The 17,499-nt window shown below is 63.6% G+C and carries 16 protein-coding genes and 1 riboswitch; of the genes, 11 read left to right on the top strand and 5 right to left on the bottom strand.

The genetic code is table 11. From position 1 onward, the window contains the following. The first annotated feature begins 126 nt into the window (after nucleotides 1-126). From NKJ91_RS09000 to NKJ91_RS08965, 8 genes are read left to right on the top strand one after another with little or no spacing between them, the layout of a single operon-like run. A complete protein-coding gene (locus NKJ91_RS09000) occupies nucleotides 127-1,050 on the top strand; it encodes a carbohydrate ABC transporter permease (RefSeq protein ID WP_352452414.1) in 924 nt (307 codons plus the stop codon). A 9-nt stretch (nucleotides 1,051-1,059) separates the two neighbouring features. Next, complete coding sequence (locus tag NKJ91_RS08995; RefSeq protein ID WP_023676025.1) at nucleotides 1,060-1,917, top strand: carbohydrate ABC transporter permease; 858 nt, start codon at nucleotides 1,060-1,062, stop codon at nucleotides 1,915-1,917. A gap of 4 nt (nucleotides 1,918-1,921) precedes the next feature. Next, a complete protein-coding gene (locus NKJ91_RS08990; protein WP_023676024.1) occupies nucleotides 1,922-3,040 on the top strand; it encodes an ABC transporter ATP-binding protein in 1,119 nt (372 codons plus the stop codon). Next, on the top strand, nucleotides 3,037-4,161 hold the full coding sequence (locus NKJ91_RS08985; protein WP_352455240.1) for an ABC transporter ATP-binding protein: 1,125 nt from the start codon (nucleotides 3,037-3,039) through the stop codon (nucleotides 4,159-4,161). Before NKJ91_RS08990 ends, NKJ91_RS08985 begins: the two co-directional genes overlap by 4 nt. Beyond that, nucleotides 4,161-5,723, top strand: coding sequence for an FGGY-family carbohydrate kinase (locus tag NKJ91_RS08980; protein WP_023676022.1), 1,563 nt, complete (start codon nucleotides 4,161-4,163; stop codon nucleotides 5,721-5,723). The genes NKJ91_RS08985 and NKJ91_RS08980 overlap by 1 nt, the downstream gene beginning before the upstream one ends. Before the next feature lie 7 nt (nucleotides 5,724-5,730). After that, complete coding sequence (locus NKJ91_RS08975; RefSeq protein ID WP_352455239.1) at nucleotides 5,731-6,771, top strand: 2-hydroxyacid dehydrogenase; 1,041 nt, start codon at nucleotides 5,731-5,733, stop codon at nucleotides 6,769-6,771. Nucleotides 6,772-6,790: 19 nt separating this feature from the next. Further along, nucleotides 6,791-8,308, top strand: coding sequence for a glycerol-3-phosphate dehydrogenase (locus NKJ91_RS08970; RefSeq protein ID WP_352455238.1), 1,518 nt, complete (start codon nucleotides 6,791-6,793; stop codon nucleotides 8,306-8,308). Then, entirely contained in the window at nucleotides 8,308-9,246 is a 939-nt protein-coding gene (locus NKJ91_RS08965; protein WP_352455305.1) for a sugar phosphate isomerase/epimerase family protein, read from the top strand. The genes NKJ91_RS08970 and NKJ91_RS08965 overlap by 1 nt, the downstream gene beginning before the upstream one ends. 47 nt (nucleotides 9,247-9,293) lie before the next feature. Here the strand turns inward: NKJ91_RS08965 and fba are convergent, their stop codons facing one another. Next, entirely contained in the window at nucleotides 9,294-10,358 is a 1,065-nt protein-coding gene (gene fba, locus NKJ91_RS08960; protein ID WP_352455237.1) for a class II fructose-bisphosphate aldolase, read from the bottom strand. 255 nt (nucleotides 10,359-10,613) lie between these two features. Here fba and NKJ91_RS08955 point away from each other — a divergent pair, with 255 nt between their 5' ends. From NKJ91_RS08955 to derI, 3 genes are read left to right on the top strand one after another with little or no spacing between them, the layout of a single operon-like run. Further along, the gene (locus tag NKJ91_RS08955; RefSeq protein WP_023676017.1) at nucleotides 10,614-11,378 is read left to right on the top strand and encodes a DeoR/GlpR family DNA-binding transcription regulator; all 765 of its coding nucleotides are present in this window, start codon (nucleotides 10,614-10,616) and stop codon (nucleotides 11,376-11,378) included. 10 nt (nucleotides 11,379-11,388) lie between these two features. Further along, entirely contained in the window at nucleotides 11,389-12,147 is a 759-nt protein-coding gene (locus tag NKJ91_RS08950; protein WP_352455236.1) for a triose-phosphate isomerase, read from the top strand. A gap of 26 nt (nucleotides 12,148-12,173) precedes the next feature. Then, entirely contained in the window at nucleotides 12,174-12,617 is a 444-nt protein-coding gene (gene derI / locus NKJ91_RS08945) for a D-erythrulose-4-phosphate isomerase (RefSeq protein WP_023676015.1), read from the top strand. On the opposite strand, the gene dhaL is transcribed toward derI, so the two are convergent. The 4 genes from dhaL to NKJ91_RS08925 form a co-directional block, all read right to left on the bottom strand. Then, the gene (gene dhaL / locus NKJ91_RS08940; RefSeq protein WP_352455235.1) at nucleotides 12,614-13,252 is read right to left on the bottom strand and encodes a dihydroxyacetone kinase subunit DhaL; all 639 of its coding nucleotides are present in this window, start codon (nucleotides 13,250-13,252) and stop codon (nucleotides 12,614-12,616) included. The genes derI and dhaL overlap by 4 nt on opposite strands. Nucleotides 13,253-13,261: 9 nt before the next feature. Continuing rightward, nucleotides 13,262-14,269, bottom strand: a complete 1,008-nt coding sequence (locus NKJ91_RS08935) for a dihydroxyacetone kinase subunit DhaK (RefSeq protein WP_352455234.1) — start codon at nucleotides 14,267-14,269, stop codon at nucleotides 13,262-13,264. A 66-nt stretch (nucleotides 14,270-14,335) separates the two neighbouring features. Continuing rightward, nucleotides 14,336-14,809 (bottom strand): 6,7-dimethyl-8-ribityllumazine synthase, encoded by a 474-nt coding sequence (locus NKJ91_RS08930; protein WP_023676012.1) that lies wholly within the window; start codon nucleotides 14,807-14,809, stop codon nucleotides 14,336-14,338. A 77-nt stretch (nucleotides 14,810-14,886) separates the two neighbouring features. Continuing rightward, a riboswitch (FMN riboswitch) is annotated at nucleotides 14,887-15,033 on the bottom strand. Between the two features lie 116 nt (nucleotides 15,034-15,149). Further along, complete coding sequence (locus tag NKJ91_RS08925; protein ID WP_352455233.1) at nucleotides 15,150-17,456, bottom strand: xanthine dehydrogenase family protein molybdopterin-binding subunit; 2,307 nt, start codon at nucleotides 17,454-17,456, stop codon at nucleotides 15,150-15,152. Nucleotides 17,457-17,499 lie beyond the last annotated feature (43 nt).

Below are 17,499 nucleotides of genomic sequence, written 5' to 3'. Positions count from 1 at the left end.
GGGCCAGCCTTTGAGATGTGATACGTTTGCGACGCGGTCCCGAAAGGTGCCGCCTGCTCGCCCGACCGGCCGCCTTGCTCCCTTGGGCGGCCGGGACGGCGAAGCAACAGGATGACGGAGCAGCCGATGACTGCGGCGACAATACAAAGAAACAGGCCGTCGGGCTTCAGGATCAGCAAGCGGGTGCTGCCCTATCTCCTCAGCCTGCCGGCTCTGCTGGTCTGCATCGGCATCCTGATCCCGTTCCTGACGTCGGTGGTCTATTCGTTCCAGCGCTACCGGTTGAGCCAACCCTGGGCGCGGCAGTTCAACTGGGGCGACAACTATATCTCCTTCTTCACCGACCCGAAGTTCTGGAACACGCTGGAGATCTCGCTGCTCTACGCCGGCATCACCGTTGTGCTTGAACTGCTTCTCGGTCTCGGCATCGCCATGCTGCTGCAAAAGCGCTCGACGCTGAACAACTTCATCTCGATCATGCTGCTGATGCCGCTGATGACGGCGCCGGCGCTCGCCGCGCTGATGTGGAAGCTGATGACCAATCCCGGTTTCGGCGTGCTCAGCTATCTCGCCAGCCTGATCGGGTTGCAGGATTTCCGCTGGGCCTCGTCTCCGTCGACGGCGCTGCTCACCGTCGTGCTCGTCGACATTTGGGTCTACACGCCCTTCATCATGATCCTGCTGCTTGCAGGCCTGCGCAGCCTGCCGACGCAGCCCTTCGAGGCGGCAGCACTCGACGGCGTGCCACGCAGCTTCGTCTTCTTCCGCATCACACTGCCGATGCTGACCCCCTACATCTTGACGGCGACCTTGTTCCGCCTGCTCGATTCGATCCAGCAATTCGACATCATCTACGCTATGACCCAGGGCGGCCCGGGCGACACGCTGACCGTGTTCCAGGTCGAGGCCTATCTCAATTTCTTCCAGTCGACCAATGTCGGCCGCTCGGCGGCACTGATGATCATCCTGTGGGCGATCACCTATTTCCTCTCGAACATTTTCATCAAGAACTGGCTGCGGCTGCGCGAACGCGCCCGCGGCCAGGCATAGGAGGCTGGCGTGGAACACACCTCGCTTCTCGAACGCATCCTGCGCGGCATTGCCCTGGCGCTGGTCGTGATCTTCTTCATGTTCCCGATCGTCTGGATCCTGATGATGTCGTTCCAGACCAACGAGACAATCCTGCGGATTCCGCCGCAGCTTGTCTTCGAGCCGACGCTCGCCAACTACACTGCCTTGATCACCGGCAAGCTGATGACGGCGGCCGGCACGCTCGATATCGCCTTCATGCGCAACCTCTGGAATTCCGTCTTCCTGTCGGTCACCTCGGTTGCCGTCGCGTTGCTGCTCGGCGTTCCGGCGGCCTACGCCTTTGCGCGGCACAAATTCCGCGGCTCGGAGGACATTGCCTTTACGCTGCTGTCGTTCCGGTTTGCGCCGGCGCTGCTGGTGCTCCTGCCGCTCACCCTCTATTTCCAGAAGCTCGGGCTGGCCAACACCTATATCGGGCTGATCTGGGTCTATCAGCTGATCTGCCTGCCGTTGATCCTGTGGATCGTGCGCGGCTATTTCGAGGACATTCCCGCCGACATCGAATACGCCTACCGCATTGCCGGACATTCCTGGTTTGCCACCTTCCGCAAGATCGCGCTGCCGCTCGCCGGCCCAGGCATTGCCGCTGCCGGTCTGCTCGCCTTCATCTTTGCCTGGAACAATTTCGTTTTTGCGCTGGTGCTCGCCTCGGCCGACAAGCAGCCGGTGACGGTCGGCGCGCTCGCCTTCATCACCTCCTCGGGCATCCAGTACGGCCAGATCTCGGCGGCGATCGTGCTGTCGATCACGCCAACGCTGGCGCTCGCGCTCTATGCACAACGTTATCTCGTCGAAGGCCTGTCGCTTGGCGCGGTGAAAGGATAGTCCGATGGCAAGCCTCGAACTGCGAAACATCGTCAAGCGCTATAAAAGCCAGACTGTTCTCGACAATCTGTCGCTGACCGTCGCCGACGGCGAAACGCTGGTCCTGTTCGGGCCGTCCGGCGCCGGCAAGACCGTGCTGCTGCGGCTGGTGGCCGGCGTCATCGACCCCGACGAGGGAAAGATACTCATCGGCGGCGAGGACATGACCGATCTCGACGCCGAGTTCCGCGGCGTCGGCATGGCATTTCAGAACTTCGCGCTGTTCCCGCATATGACGGCGTTCGATAACATTGCGACGCCGCTGCAGGCGAAGCACTCATCGCAAGGCACGATAAAGACCGGCGTCGAGAGCGTCGCCAAGCTGTTGAAAATCGGCCATGTGCTCAGCCACAAGCCACGGGCGCTGTCCAACGGCCAGAAGCAACGCACCGCACTTGCCCGCGCCCTGGTCGGCTCGCCGCCGCTGCTGCTGCTCGATGATCCCTTGCGCAACGTCGATGCCAAATTGCGCTTCGAAATGCGGCTGGAATTGCCAAGACTGCTGGCGGATCGTGGCGCGACCGTCATCTACGTCACCCAGGACTACAAGGAAGCGATGGCGCTCGGCGACCGCATCGCGGTGATGTCGCAGGGCGTCGTCAAACAGCTCGGCACGCCCGAGCAGATCTACCGCGAGCCGGCCAATGTCGAGATCGCCCGGCTGTTCGGCGATCCGACCATCAACCTTCTGGACGTCAAGCCGGCGCGGGACGCCAAGGGCATCTATGTCGGCCTGTCCAACGTCCAGGTCCATCTTGCCGGCGCTCATGAGGCGGCGGTCGGCCGCGACTGCGTGATCGGTTTGCGGCCGGAGGCGCTGGCGTTTGTCGATGAACGCACGCCCGGCGCCATCCCGGTGACGGTCGAGGCCGAGACGCCGCTCAACGAGAAGATCGTCACGCTGGTGCGCACCGTGCGCGGCCGTGAAATCCTGGTTTCGCGTCCTTCCGGGACACCGGGCCAATCCGAGGGCAAGGTCTACATTGCCGTCGACAGTAAAAGCGCCCTTTTGTTCGATCGCACAAGCGGCGAGCGCATCGGCTCGAAAAACGTCGTCAATTTGCGCAGCGGAGAAGCGGCATGAGCCCGACCGCAATCACCATTTCGGGCGTCGACAAGTTCTACGGTCCGATCGACCGCGGCGTACACGCCGTCAAGAACCTGACGATGGAAATCGCCAAGGGCGAGATCGTGGCGCTGCTCGGCTCGTCCGGCTGCGGCAAGACCTCGACATTGCGCATGATCGCAGGCTTCGAAGAGGTCTCGCGCGGCACCATCGCGGTTGCCGGCCGCAAGGTGCACACGTTGCCGCCGGTCAGGCGCAACGTCGCAATGGCCTTCGAGGGCTATTCGCTCTACCCGCCGCTGACCGTGCGCGAGAACATGGCCTTCGCCCTCAAGGCGGCCAGGCTGGCGAAGAGTGCGGTCGATGCAAAGGTTGCCAACATCGCCAAGCTGCTCGAGATCGAGGACATTCTCGAGCGCTATCCGAGCTCGATCTCCGGCGGCCAGCAGCAGCGCGCCAGCCTCGGCCGGGCGCTGATCCGCGAGGCCGACCTGCATCTGCTGGACGAGCCGATGGGCCAGCTCGAGCCGCAGCTTCGCGCCGTGCTGCGCGGCCGCATCAAGCACTTCATCAAGGAGCGCGGCCTGACCGCGATTCTGGTCACCCACGACCAGACCGAGGCCAATGCGCTGGCCGACCGCATCGCCGTTATGGAGGGCGGCGTGCTGCAGCAGTTCGATACGCCTGACAGGCTCAAGGAGCGGCCAGCAAACCTGTTCACCGGCACCTTCGTCGGCGAGCCGCCGATGAATGTCTTCGAGGCCTATGTCGGCACGGCTGCCGGCAAGATCAGTCTCAAGCTGCCCGACGGGCTTTCGCTCGACTACGACAAGGATGCGTTCAGCGGCCCGGTTCGCGACGAATTGCTCAACCGCCAACGCGTCGTCATCGGCGTCAGGCCCTATGCCGTGCGCCGCTCGAAGGATGGCGTCCCGGCCATGGTTTCGGCCAATCAATGGCTTGGCGACCAGACCCATATTGCCGCCGATTTCGCCGGCGGTTCGCTGGTTCTGGTCGAACATGACCGGACGCGCCTGGAGCTCGGCGCACCGATCAAGATCAGCATCGATCCGAAAAACCTGCACGTCTTCGATCAGGCGAGCGGCGACGCCATTTCGCACGGCACGGAGCTTGCTTGATGCAGGATGTGCTGATCGGCATCGACGCCGGCACGTCTGTCATAAAATCCGTCGCCTTTGACACGGCGGGCAGGCAGATCGCGTCCGCCGCGCTGCCCAATAAATACGAGACACTGCCGGGCGGCGGTGCCGAGCAGGACCTGACACGCACCTGGGCCGATACCGCGACGACCTTGCGCGAGCTTGCCGACAAGGTGCCGGATCTCGCCAGCCGGACCATTGCCATCGCCGTGACCGGGCAGGGCGACGGTACCTGGCTGATCGACAAGGATGGCGAGCCGGTTGCCAAGGGCTGGCTGTGGCTCGACGCGCGCGCTGCCGCGGTCGTCGAGGAGATCCGCGCGCGGCCGGAGGACCGGCTGCGCTTCGAAAAGACCGGCAGCGGGCTCGCTGCCTGCCAGCAGGGATCGCAGTTCGTGTTCATGAAGCGCCACATGCCCGCGATGCTTGCCAATGCAGCGACGGCGTTCCACTGCAAGGACTGGCTCTATTTCAAGTTGACCGGCCACCGCGCCACCGATCCGTCCGAGGGCACCTTCACCTTCGGCGACTTCCGCACGCGCGGCTATTGCGATGATGTGCTCGAGGTACTCGGCGTCACCGATCTCCGGCATCTACTGCCGCCCATCGTCGATGGCACCAGGCAAAGCACCTCGCTGTCGGTGGCAGCAGCCGATGCGACCGGCCTGCTCGCCGGCACACCGGTCGTTCTGGCCTATGTCGATGTCGCCTGCACGGCGCTCGGCGCCGGCCTGTTCGATCGCGAACGCAAGCCGGGATGCTCGATCATCGGCTCCACCGGAATGCATATGCGGCTTGCCGAAACGCCGGACGAGGTTCTGCTCAACGAGGCTGCAACCGGCTACACGATGACGATGCCGGCACCCGGCGTCTTTGCGCAGATGCAGTCGAACATGGCGGCAACGCTCAATATCGACTGGGTCCTTGGCCTCGCCTCCGGCATTCTCGCCTCGCAAGGTATTACGCGGACCAATGGCGAGATGATCGCGCTGGTCGACCAGTGGATATCGTCGTCCGAGCCAGGCTCGCTGCTCTACCAGCCCTATGTCTCGGAGGCCGGCGAGCGCGGGCCGTTCGTCGATGCCAATGCCAGGGCCGGCTTCATCGGCATTTCGTCCAGGCACGGCTATGCCGACATGGTCCGCGCGGTGTTCGAGGGGCTGGCTTTCGCGGCACGCGATTGCTACGCCGCCATGGGGCCACTTCCCAAGGAAATCCGCCTGACCGGCGGAGCGGCCAGGAGCCCGGCTCTGCGCAAGATCCTGGGTGCTGCGGTCGGCGCCGACATTCGCACCAGCGAGCGCGAGGAGGCCGGTGCTGCGGGCGCCGCAATGATTGCTGCGGTCTGCGTCGGCCAATACGCATCGATGGACGATTGCGTCAGCGAATGGGTCACGCCTTTGCTCCGTACGGCCGAACCCAGCGATCGGAAACTTGCCGCTGCCTATGAGGCGATGGCTCCGTCCTACACATTGGCGCATGAGGCGCTGCGGCCGGTCTGGCGTTCGATGGCCGCGTCCAGACAAACCGACGTGAATTGAGAAGAGCATGCCCAAAAAAATTGCGATCATCGGCGACCGCTTCATGCTTCCGGAAGTGTTTCGCGAGAAAATCGAGGCAGCCTGCGGCGACAACCTCGACATCCGCAGCATTGAGACCGCTTGGCCCGACGAGCCGATGCAATTCGGCAATGCCGCGCTTGGTCTGGACAAGGTCAAGGAGTATTTCGGCGATCCCGACGAGGTGGTGGATTTCATCGGCGACGCCGAAATCTTCGTCACCCAGCTTGCGCCGCTCTCCGAAAGCATGATGCAGCGCCTGCCCACGCTCAAGCTGGTTGCGGTCTCGCGCGGCGGACCGATCAACATCGACATGGCCGCCGCCAAGGCCCACGGCATCACCGTGGTCAATGTGCCCGGCCGCAACGCCAGCGCCGTGGCCGAGTTCACCATCGGCGCCATTCTCGCTGAAACGCGGCTGATCCGCGTCGGTCACGAAGCTTTGCGCAAGGGCGAGTGGCGCGGCGATCTCTACCGCGCCGACCGTACCGGCCGCGAGCTCAACGAAATGACCGTCGGCGTCATCGGCTACGGCAATATCGGCACCAGGCTGGTTCGGCTGCTGCGCGCCTTCGGCTGCCGCATCCTGGTCTGCGATCCCTATGTGCAATTAAGCGCCGAGGACCGCAATGCCGGCGTCGAGCTGGTTGCGCTGGACGATCTGCTGTCGCGCTCCGATGTGGTCACGCTGCACTCCCGGGTCACCGAGGAGACGCGCGGCCTGATCGGCAAGGACGCCATCGCCCGGATGAAACCCGGCGTGATCTTCGTCAATACCGCGCGCGGACCGCTGGTCGACTACGATGCGCTCTACGAGGCGCTCGTCGCGGGACACATCGGCAGTGCTATGCTGGAGACGTTCGCCGTCGAGCCGGTGCCTGCCGACTGGCCCTTGCTGCAGCTGCCGAACGTGACACTGACGCCGCATATCGCCGGCGCGTCGGTACGCACCGTGACCTACGCGGCCGAGCAGGCGGCCGAGGAAGTGCGCCGCTTCATCGCCGGTCTGCCTCCGGTCAATCCATGCTGACGACAGGGCATAGAGCGAGATGAGCGGTGAAACCGAAATCGTCGACCTCTTCGTCATCGGCGGCGGCGTCAATGGCGCCGGGATCGCGCGCGATGCGGCAGGCCGGGGCCTGTCGGTCATTCTTTGCGAAAAAGACGATCTCGCCGAGGGCACCAGTTCGCGATCGGGAAAGCTCGTTCATGGCGGTTTGCGCTATCTGGAATATTACGAGTTCCGCTTGGTGCGGGAGGCGCTGATCGAACGCGAGGTGCTGCTCGAATCCGCGCCGCACATCATCTGGCCGATGCGCTTCGTGCTGCCGCACAGCCCCGATGACCGGCCGGCCTGGCTGGTCCGGCTCGGCCTGTTCCTCTACGACCATCTTGGCGGCCGCAAGCGGCTGCCGGCCACGCGTACGCTCGACCTGCGCACCGCGCCCGAAGGCGCGCCGATCAAGGACGCCTTCAAGCGCGGCTTCGAATATTCTGACTGTTGGGTCGATGACGCTCGCCTGGTCGTCATCGACGCGCTCGACGCCGCTGAGCGCGGAGCCAGGATATTCACCCGCACCGCCTGCACAGCCGCCCGTCGCGAAAACGGCCTGTGGTCGGTGGAGATGCGCGACGGTCGAACCGGCGTCAGGACCACAGTCCGGGCGCGGGCGCTGATCAACGCCGCCGGACCCTGGGTCAACGACGTCATCAACCGCGTCGCCGGCCAGAATTCCAGGCGCAACGTGCGCCTGGTCAAGGGCAGCCACATCGTTGTGCCGAAATTCTGGGAAGGGCGACAGGCCTATCTCGTCCAAAACAGCGACAAGCGCGTGATCTTCATCAATCCCTACCAGAACGATCTGGCGCTGATCGGTACCACCGACATTCCCTATGACGGGCGGCCGGAAGACGTGACCGCCGATGCGAGCGAGATCGATTACCTGATCAAGGCAGTCAATCGCTACTTCAAGCGCCAGCTCGCACGAAGCGACGTCGTCTACTCGTTTTCCGGCGTCAGGCCGCTCTATGACGACAATGCCGACAATCCGAGCGCGGTGACCCGCGATTACATATTCGAACTCGACGCACCGGCTGGGCAGGCGCCGCTGCTTTCGGTCTTCGGCGGCAAGATCACCACCTTCCGCAAATTGGCCGAGCACGCGCTCGACCGTATCGCCCCGTTCTTTCCGAAAATGGGCAAGCCGTGGACCTCGAAAGGGCACCTGCCGGGCGGCGATATCGCCAATGCCGATTTCGAGCAGTTTCTGGGCGACCTCGGCCATGAATTTCCCTGGATGCCGGCATCGTTGGTCAAGCATTACGGCAGGCTCTACGGCACAAGGACGCGCGATCTGGTCGGCGCGGCCACCTCGCTCGCCGAACTGGGCCGGCGCTTCGGCAAGGATTTTTTCGAGCGCGAAGCCAATTACCTGTTCGAGCATGAATGGGCCGAGACCGCCGCCGATATCCTCGAACGGCGCACCAAGCACGGCCTGCATCTGTCGGCCGCGGAAAGAACCGCCTTCGAGGACTGGTGTTCGAGCCGGCTGGCGAAGGCCGGCTGATGGCATTCACGCTGTCCCTCAACACCAATCCGCTGGTCAACCGTTTCGCCGAACCGGACGATCTGATCGATGCGATCGCCTACGACATCGGCATCAGGGACGTCCAACTCACCCATGAATTCGTCAATCCCGGCTGGCCGGCGGCGACGATCGCCAAATTCGTCCGCCTGTTCCGCTCCGCGCTCAATCGCACCGGTGTGCGCGTGACCTCCGCGATGACTGGCCCTTACGGCCGGCTCAATCATTTCGGCCATCCCGATGCCGACGTGCGGCGTTATTATGTCGACTGGTTCAAGACCTTTGCCGAAATTTCGGCCGAGCTCGGCGCCGCGGGCATGGGCACGCAATTCGCGATCTTCACCCACCGGGATTACGACAATCCTGAACGTCGCGCGCGGCTTTTCGACATCGCGCTGGAATGCTGGCGCGAGGTCGCCGAGCATGCGAAAGCAGCCGGCTTGACCTACCTGTTCTGGGAGCCGATGTCGGTCGGCCGCGAATTCGGCCATACGATCGAAAGCTGCCGGGCACTGCAGCGCGAGATCGAAGCGGCCGGCATGGCCGTCCCGCTCAAGATGATGGTCGACATCGACCATGGCGACGTGACCTCGAGCAATCCGGCGGACACCGACCCTTATGCCTGGGCCGAAGTCTTTCCCAGGCAATCGCCGATCATCCACGTCAAGCAGTCGTCGATGAACAAGGGCGGCCATTGGCCGTTCACTGCGACCTACAACAACGACGGCCGTATCACGCCGGAAAAGCTCCTTCAGACGGTGCGTCGCGGCGGCGGCGTCGACAACGAGATCTGCCTCGAATTGTCGTTCCGCGAGCGCGAGCCCGTCGACCACCAGGTCATCGCCATGATCCGCGAGTCGGTCGACTACTGGGCACCATTTATCGACACCGGCAGGGCCGATCTCTTGCCGCGAGCATGATCGGATGAGCAGGAGCTGAGGCAGCTCCTGCTCAGAACCGGAATACGTCAGCCAAATTTCGGATCGAGGCTTCCGGACTTGTAGCGCTTGGCCATTTCCGACAGCGGCAGCGGCTTGATCTTCGGTGCGTTGCCGGCGGTGCCGAATTGCTCGAAGCGCTCCTTGCACAGCTTCCGCATCGCGGCCATTGCCGGCGTCAGATATTTGCGCGGATCGAATTCGCTCGGGTTCTCGGTCAGCACCTTGCGGATTGCGCCGGTCAGCGCCATGCGGTTGTCGGTATCGATATTGATCTTGCGCACCCCGTGCTTGATGCCGCGCTGGATCTCTTCGACCGGCACGCCCCATGTCGGCTTCATCTGGCCGCCATATTTGTTGATGATCTCCTGCAACTCCTCCGGCACCGAGGACGAGCCGTGCATGACGAGATGCATGCTCGGCAGACGGCGGTGGATTTCCTCGATGACGTTCATGGCCAGTACAGCGCCGTCCGGCTTGCGGCTGAACTTGTAGGCGCCGTGGCTGGTGCCCATGGCGACGGCCAGCGCATCGACACGGGTGTCGCGCACGAATTGTTCGGCCTGCACCGGGTCGGTCAGCAGCTGGTCGTGGCTGATGACGCCCTCGACGCCATGGCCGTCTTCCTGCTCGCCGCCGCCCATCTCAAGCGATCCAAGGACGCCGATCTCGCCTTCCACCGCGACGCCGCCCCAATGCGCCATGTCGACGACGCGGCGGGTGATGCCGGAATTATAGGCGTAGTCGGCCGGCGTCTTGCCGTCTTCCCTCAGCGATCCGTCCATCATCACCGAAGTGAAGCCGTGCTGGATCGCCGTGACGCAAGTGGCTTCGTTGTTGCCATGGTCGAGATGCATGCAGACCGGGATATCGGGATGGATTTCGACCAGCGCGTCGATCAGCTTGGCCAGCACCACGTCGTTGGCGTAGGCTCGCGCGCCGCGGCTCGCCTGCAGGATAACCGGCGATTTGGTCTCCTCGGCTGCCTCCATGATGGCGAGGCCCTGTTCCATATTGTTCATGTTGAAGGCAGGCACGCCGTAGCCGTATTCGGCGGCATGATCGAGCAATTGTCTCAGTGTGATGCGAGCCACTCAGTAGTCTCCCGTATCCGGTTTCGAGCCAGTGTTTGCGGGCCGTTCGGTTGTCGTCGAGCCCCTGATGCTTCTGGCCGGATTTCCGCGGCACCGCAACCGCTAGGCGCTCGGCCGGCAGCAATTCTTGTTACAGGACGCGACCAGAAGCGTCATGATATCCCATAGAGATATAACATTATCACAAAAATTTGGTGGCTTGTGCGACGTTTGCTGTTATATCTCGGAACCGGATTGCACGAGGAAGCCGCGGAAATGAAGAGCGACGGCCGTCGGCAAGGCATCATGGATTTTCTGATGGACATCGGCACCGCCAGTGTCGACGATCTTGCCTCACGCTTCGGCGTGTCAAAGATGACTGTCCACCGCGACCTCGACGAGCTCGAGGAAAGCGGCTTCCTGCGCAAGGTGCGCGGCGGCGCCTCGATCCAGCCGAGCAGCCTTTTCGAGAGCGATTTCCGCTACCGCCAGCGGCTGGCCGGCGACGAGAAGAAGCGCATCGCCGCCGCTGCCGTGACGATGATCGAACCGGGTCAGACGGTGATCATCGACGACGGCTCAACCGCGGGCGGCGTTGCTCGGCATCTTGCCGATCTGCGTCCGCTGACGGTGATCTCGAACAATCTGGCTGTCATCCAGGATTTGGCGGGCGTTGCCGGCATCAACCTGATTGCGCTCGGCGGCCAATACAACAAGAAGTTTCACGGCTTCTTCGGCCTGCTCGCCGAGGACACGCTGAAATCATTGCGCGCCGATGTCGCGTTCCTGTCGTCATCGGCCATCCATGGTGCCTCTGCCTTTCACCAGGATCAGGAAGTGGTCCAGACCAAACGGCTGATGATGGCCGCAGCAGCGCGCAAATATCTGCTGGTCGATCATGGGAAATTCGGCCGCACTGCCTTGCACTTCCTGACAGATCTCAAGGCCTTTGACACGGTCTTCACCGGCCGCGAGCCGCAGCCGCAGATGCGCGCCGCGCTGGATGGTGCCGGCGTTTCGCTGACAGTGATCGCAGAATAGGAGGGCACGCATGGTTTATTGGGTCGGCACCAGCTGGAAAATGAACAAGACGCTCGCCGAGGCGATGGCTTTCGCCGAGGCGCTGGCGGAGTTCGTCCCCGGTTTCGACGAGCGCATCCAGCCTTTCGTCATCCCGCCCTTCACGGCGATCCGCGAGGTCAGGAAAGCGCTGTCGCCGACGCGCATCAAGGTCGGCGCGCAGAACATGCATTGGGCCGACGCCGGCGCCTGGACCGGCGAGATCTCGCCGGTCATGCTGAAAGACTGCGGGCTCGACATGGTCGAGCTCGGCCACAGCGAACGGCGCGAGCATTTCGGCGAGACCGACAAGGCTGTCGGGCTGAAGACTGCGGCGGCGGTGAAGCACGGTCTCGTGCCACTCATCTGCGTCGGCGAGACCTTGGCTCAACGCGACAGCGGGCAGGCCGCTGCGGTGCTGGCCTTGCAGGTGCACGGCGCGCTGCAGTTTCTCGAAGGCGCGGCGAAGGCGGCGACGATCCTGTTTGCCTATGAGCCCGTCTGGGCGATCGGCGACAAGGGCGTGCCGGCCAGTTCGGACTATGCCGACAGGCAGCAGGCGCTAATCAAGAAAATCGCACGCGACCTGCTGCCGATGGTGCCGCCGGTGCTTTATGGCGGCAGCGTCAATCCGCAAAATGCCGCCGAACTGGTCGGCCAGCCCAACATCGACGGCTTGTTCATCGGCCGCTCGGCCTGGCAGGCGGACGGCTATGTCGACATCCTCAAGCGCGCCTCGGCGGCGATCTGAATCATCAAACAGGAAGGAAACGGAACATGAAAATTGCCATTGGAGCTGATAGCGCCGGCAAGCCGCTGCTCGACGTCATTGCCGCTCACCTCGCTACCAAGCCCGGCCTCACGGTTAGCGACCTCAGCCAGTCGGGCTACTATGCCGACCTGTCACAGAAGCTCGCGCAGACCATCCTGGACGGCGAAAACGATCGCGGCATCCTGTTTTGCGGCACCGGCATCGGCGTATCCATATCCGCCAACAAGGTGCCCGGCATTCGCGCCGCACTCACCCACGACACCTATTCGGCCGAGCGCGCGGCAAAATCCAACAACGCCCAGATCATCACCATGGGCGCCCGCGTCATCGGCCCGGAACTGGCCAAGTCGATCGTCGATGCATGGCTTGCATCGGAATTCGATGAGAAGGGACCATCGGCCGGCAATGTCCAGGCGATCGACAGGCTCGACGCGGCGAAGCGGGGTTAAGCCAGACTGTTCCACATCGCTCTGATGATCGTCACGGCCGATGCGGCGCCGGGGTCCATATGCCCGAGCGAGCGCTCGCCGAGCCGCGATGAGCGGCCCTTGGCGGCGATCATGTCCTTGGTCGCCTCGGCACCTCGTTCGGCCGCTGCAAGTGCAGCCTCCAGGCTCTCGGACAGGCTCTTGCCGGCTTCCTGCGCGGCACCCGCTGCTTGCGCCGCCGGCAGCCAGGCGTCGACCATGGTCTTTTCGCCGAGCTCGGCCTTGCCGCGATCCTGGATGCCTTGCGCCATCGCCCGGAGCATGGCGATGATGTCAGCGTCCTCCAGAATTGCCTTGCCTTTGACGGCGGCGGCACCGCGCATGAAGGCGGTCGCATAGAGCGGGCCTGACGAGGCGCCGACCGCGTTGAGGAAGGATTTCGCCGCAGTGTTGAGCAGCGCCGTCGGCTCGGTCGCCGCGAGGTCGAGTTGCGCTAGTGCATCGCGCGCAGCAGTGAAGCCTAGTGCCATGGCGATGCCATGGTCGGCGTCGCCGATGACGCCGTCGAGTTGGCAGAGCCTGTCCTTGTCGGCGTCGATCGCCGCCGCGATCTCATCGAACATTCTTTTCAAGCCGACTGAATCGATCGAGGTCATGATGCTTTCTCAGCCGGCGCGGAACATGGCGCAGTCGCAAGGATGGTCGAGCATCGCCTGCAACTCGCCGTCGAGATGCATCAGCGTCACCGAGGCGCCGGCCATTTCGAGAGAGGTGCAGTAATTGCCGACCCAGGTCGCGTGGACGGAAAGGCCGATCTCGTCGAGCCTCTGCTTGACCCGCCGGTTCATGATGTAGAGTTCCATCAGCGGCGTCGAGCCGAGCGAATCGACCAGCACCGCGACCTTGTCGCCGCGCACCGGCGCCATCTCGTCGAGGATATTGTCCAGCATCTCGTCTGTGATCTCGTCGGCGGTTTTCAATTTTCCGCGCGCGATGCCTGGCTCGCCATGGATGCCCATGCCGACCTCCATCTCGTCCGGTCCGATCTCGAAATTGGGCCGGCGGGTCTGCGGCAACGAGCAGGGCGACAGCGCCACGCCCATGGTGAAGGTGTGATCGTTGGCCTTCCTGGCGATACGCTCGCATTCATCGAATGACAGCATCTGGTCGCATGCGGCACCGGCGGCCTTGAAGATGAAGAAATTGCCGGCGACGCCGCGTCGCTTCTGCCTCTGGTCGCGTGGCGCCGAGGCGACATCGTCGGTGGTCAGCACGGTACGCACCTCGATGTCGTCCATTGCCGCCATTTCGGCGGCCATGTCGAAATTCATCACGTCGCCGGCATAATTGCCATACATGAACAGCACGCCGGCGCCGCCGCTGGCCGCCTTGGCGCATTCGAGGATCGGGTCCGGCGGCGGCGAGGCGAAGACATTGCCGATCGCGGCCGCGTCAGCCAGCCCCTTGCCGACGAAGCCGAGGAATGTCGGCTCGTGGCCGGAGCCACCGCCGATGACGAGGCCGACCTTGCCCTGGCGAGGCCCGTCGCGGGCGATGATCGAGCGCGGACTTCCCTCCGCGCTTTTGAGATGGCGCGGATGCGCAGCCAGGATGCCCTCCAGCATCTCGTCGACGGAGCGATTGCCGTCATTGATGATCTTCTTGGTCTGCACCGGCATCCTCCTGCTTCGTGAGATACTACAGCGCCTTACCGGGATTTCCACCCGGCGGTGGAGGTTTCACGCCGCGATGTGTTCGCGTGCTGCCAGCAGTTGCACGCAGGCACTGGCCGCCTCTTTGCCCTTGACCTTGAAATGCTCGAAGAAGAAGCGGTGATGGTCCGCGCTGTCATGGTAGTTGTGCGGCGTCAGCACCGCCGAAAGCACCGGCACGCCAGTCGACAATTGCACATTCATCATGCCGTCGATGACCGCGCTTGCAACAAACTCGTGCCGGTAGATGCCGCCATTGACGACGAACGCGGCGCCGAGGATAGCGGCATAGCGGCCGGTCACGGCAAGCGTCTTTGCATGCAGGGGAATCTCATAAGCGCCAGGCACATCGAAGACATCGACGGCAAAGCGTTTCTCTCCGAGAACCGCCAGTTCCGCCTCGAATGCTTCAACGCATTGGTCGACGATATCGGCATGCCAACGCGCGCGAATGACGGCAACGCGGATCGTTTCATAGTCGTTGTGGGAATGCTGATTCATGGGTCCATCCTTCCGTTTCGAACCAGAATCAGGACGCACGATACGGAGTTCGAACCGCGAAAGCGGACCGTCTTCCATTTCGTTCTCTTCCATCCGGACTGTGACCGTCGGCTCCGGAATCACACCGGATCTGCTGACCCCTCCGGCTAACCGGAAAGCGCTCGCGGGCTTGGGCCGAGACCCTTACCGCCGGTGGGGACTTTCACCCCGCCCTGAGAACATTGACGGCGTTTGTATGGAAGGGCCGGAAAGCGCTGTCAACCACCGGCGTCGTCGTCGATGGCGCAGAAATAGCGATCCGTTTCGACCTGGTCACCGTTGAGGGCGAGGGAGGAGAGCGTCAAATGGCGATCACAGGTAAGGCAGGCAGCACCTTATCCAAGGTGATGGGAAATTCACGCACTCGCACGCCGGCCGCGTTGTAAACGGCGTTGGCGACAGCAGCCCCCGCACCGCACACGCCGAGCTCGCCGAGACCCTTTGCGCCAAGCGGGTTGGCCTTGTCGTCGTCTTCCTCGAGGAAGGCGACCTCCATATCGGGGACATCGCCATTGACCGGCACATGATACTCGGCAAGATCGTGATTGACGAAGTGGCCGTAGCGCGGGTCGAGCACCGTCTGCTCCATCAGCGCTGCACCGATCCCCCAGGTCATGCCGCCGATGATTTGCGAGCGCGCGGTCTTGGCGTTGAGGATACGGCCCGCGCCGATCACAGCCAGCATCCGGCGCATGCGGATTTCACCGGTATCGCAATCGACAGCGACCTCTGCGAAATGCGCGCCATAGGAATGCTGCGAATGGGTCTTGTATGACTGGGTGGTGGCGCCCGCGGCTACGGAGCCTTCGGCTTCGAGCCCGTCGGGAGAGATCCCTCGGATAAGATCGGCCAGGCTCGCCGATCGCTGGCCGACCCTGACCTCGCCGTCGGCAAAGCTTGCCTCGGTGGCGTTCGCGCCGCGCAACGGCGAGGCTTCGTTCGACTGCGCCGCCTCCAGGATCTGTTTCTTGAGGACGTTGCACGCATTATACAAGGCCGAACCCGCGCTTGCTGCGCCCCAGGACCCGCCGGAGCCGGCGGTACGCGGGAAGCGGCTGTCGCCGAGCTCCACCTTGACGGACGAGATCGGCAGGCCGAGGCTCTCGGCGGCAATCTGGGTCAGGATCGTATAGGTGCCGGTCCCAATATCGGTCATGTCGAGCCGCGCCGTCACCCGACCGTCCCGGTCGATCGCAACCCGCGCCGTCGCCGCGCCGATATAGTTCGGACGGATCGCCGCCGCCATGCCGTGGCCGATAAGCTTGCGGCCCTCCCGAGTTCGGCCCGGTGTCGGATTTCTCCGCTCCCAGCCGAAACGGCGGGCGCCTTCCTCCATGCAGGCGACGAGATTGCGGGTGGAGAACGGCACGCCGCGCTCGGGATCCTGTGCCGGTTCGTTGCGGATCCTGAGTTCGATCGGGTCCAGACCGGCGCGCTCGGCGAGCTCATCCATGGCGCATTCGAAAGCCAGCATGCCGGGCGCTTCGCCGGGCGAGCGCATCCATTCGCCGCGGTTGATGTCCAGCGGAACCAGGCGATGGCGGGTGAGACGGTTCGGCGCCGCGTAGAGCGAGCGCGCAAAAACTGCCGTTTGTTCGCAGTACTCCTCGAAGCTGGACGTTGCCGACCAGACATCGTGCGCGATCCCGGTGAGCCGCCCGTCAGTGTCCGCGCCGAGACGTACCTGTTGGACCATCTCTGCGCGATGACCGGCATTGGCGAACATCTGTTGTCGCGTCAGCGCGATCTTCACGGGGCGCTGCAGCACCTGCGCTGCAAGTGCGGCCAGGATCGTGTCGGCATGGGCAATCAGCTTGGAACCGAAGCCTCCGCCGATGAAGGGGCTGACGATGCGCACTCGCTCGAGCGGGATGCGAAGCGTGCTGGCGACCCCGGCCCGGAAGTTCGCGAGGGTCTGCGCCGATGTACGGATCGTCAGCTCGTTGCCTGACCAGGCAGCAAGCGTCGCATGCGGCTCCATCGGATTGTGATGTTCGAAGGGGGTCCCGTAAGTGGAATCGATCTTGATCGGCGCCGTCGCAAAGGCGCGCTCGAAGTCGCCGACCACGCTGTCGGTCTCGAAGCCGGCATTGGTCCGCTTTGGCGCGTAGGCGTCGGCGATATGTCCCGGTAGATCGTAGAGGCCCGGCTCCTCGTCGTAGCGTACTCTGATGAGGCCCGCAGCGCGCGCCGCCTCGAACGTCTCCGCAACGACCAGCGCGACCGGCTCGTCGTAATACCGTACCCGATCGCTGTTGAGCGCGGGCCGGGGGCGCGTGAAGACCTCCGGCACCGTTGGCGTGACCGTTGGGCCGAAATCCAGCTGGGCCGGCGCATTGCGGTGCGTCATGACGAGCAGCACTGCCGGCGCCCGTTCGGCATCGGCCGTGTCGATCTCGGCGATGCGGCCCTTGGCGACGGAGGCGCCGAGAATGTAGCCATAGGCTGTACCATCCAGCTCATTCTCGTAAGCGTATGTGGCGCCGCCCGTCACTTTGAGCGGACCGTCGATGCGGTCGATCGGCCTCCCGATGATGCCAGCATCGGGACGAGGTTTCACCCTTGAATGGGTGGCGGAGCCGGGCAGTCCGGGTATGGTCTCGTTCATAAGTCACCTAAAGATTTTCATCTGGAGTTCGGAAGCATCGAGG

The sequence above is a fragment of the Mesorhizobium sp. M0040 genome (assembly GCF_040323505.1).
Lineage (GTDB): Bacteria > Pseudomonadota > Alphaproteobacteria > Rhizobiales > Rhizobiaceae > Mesorhizobium.
Note: the sequence above shows the minus strand (reverse complement) of the source record. Positions and strands in the feature narration are given on the sequence as shown.

Bases quoted from the DNA above. Each gene is read 5' to 3' on its own strand.
- NKJ91_RS08975 (WP_352455239.1), top strand. From the start codon at position 5,731: ATGCCCAAAAAAATTGCGATCATCGGCGACCGCTTCATGCTTCCGGAA.
- NKJ91_RS08970 (WP_352455238.1), top strand. From the start codon at position 6,791: ATGAGCGGTGAAACCGAAATCGTCGACCTCTTCGTCATCGGCGGCGGC.
- NKJ91_RS08985 (WP_352455240.1), top strand. From the start codon at position 3,037: ATGAGCCCGACCGCAATCACCATTTCGGGCGTCGACAAGTTCTACGGT.
- NKJ91_RS08965 (WP_352455305.1), top strand. From the start codon at position 8,308: ATGGCATTCACGCTGTCCCTCAACACCAATCCGCTGGTCAACCGTTTC.
- NKJ91_RS08955 (WP_023676017.1), top strand. From the start codon at position 10,614: ATGAAGAGCGACGGCCGTCGGCAAGGCATCATGGATTTTCTGATGGAC.
- NKJ91_RS08930 (WP_023676012.1), bottom strand. From the start codon at position 14,809: ATGAATCAGCATTCCCACAACGACTATGAAACGATCCGCGTTGCCGTC.
- NKJ91_RS08980 (WP_023676022.1), top strand. From the start codon at position 4,161: ATGCAGGATGTGCTGATCGGCATCGACGCCGGCACGTCTGTCATAAAA.
- NKJ91_RS08990 (WP_023676024.1), top strand. From the start codon at position 1,922: ATGGCAAGCCTCGAACTGCGAAACATCGTCAAGCGCTATAAAAGCCAG.
- dhaL (WP_352455235.1), bottom strand. From the start codon at position 13,252: ATGACCTCGATCGATTCAGTCGGCTTGAAAAGAATGTTCGATGAGATC.
- NKJ91_RS09000 (WP_352452414.1), top strand. From the start codon at position 127: ATGACTGCGGCGACAATACAAAGAAACAGGCCGTCGGGCTTCAGGATC.
- NKJ91_RS08950 (WP_352455236.1), top strand. From the start codon at position 11,389: ATGGTTTATTGGGTCGGCACCAGCTGGAAAATGAACAAGACGCTCGCC.
- NKJ91_RS08925 (WP_352455233.1), bottom strand. From the start codon at position 17,456: ATGAACGAGACCATACCCGGACTGCCCGGCTCCGCCACCCATTCAAGG.
- derI (WP_023676015.1), top strand. From the start codon at position 12,174: ATGAAAATTGCCATTGGAGCTGATAGCGCCGGCAAGCCGCTGCTCGAC.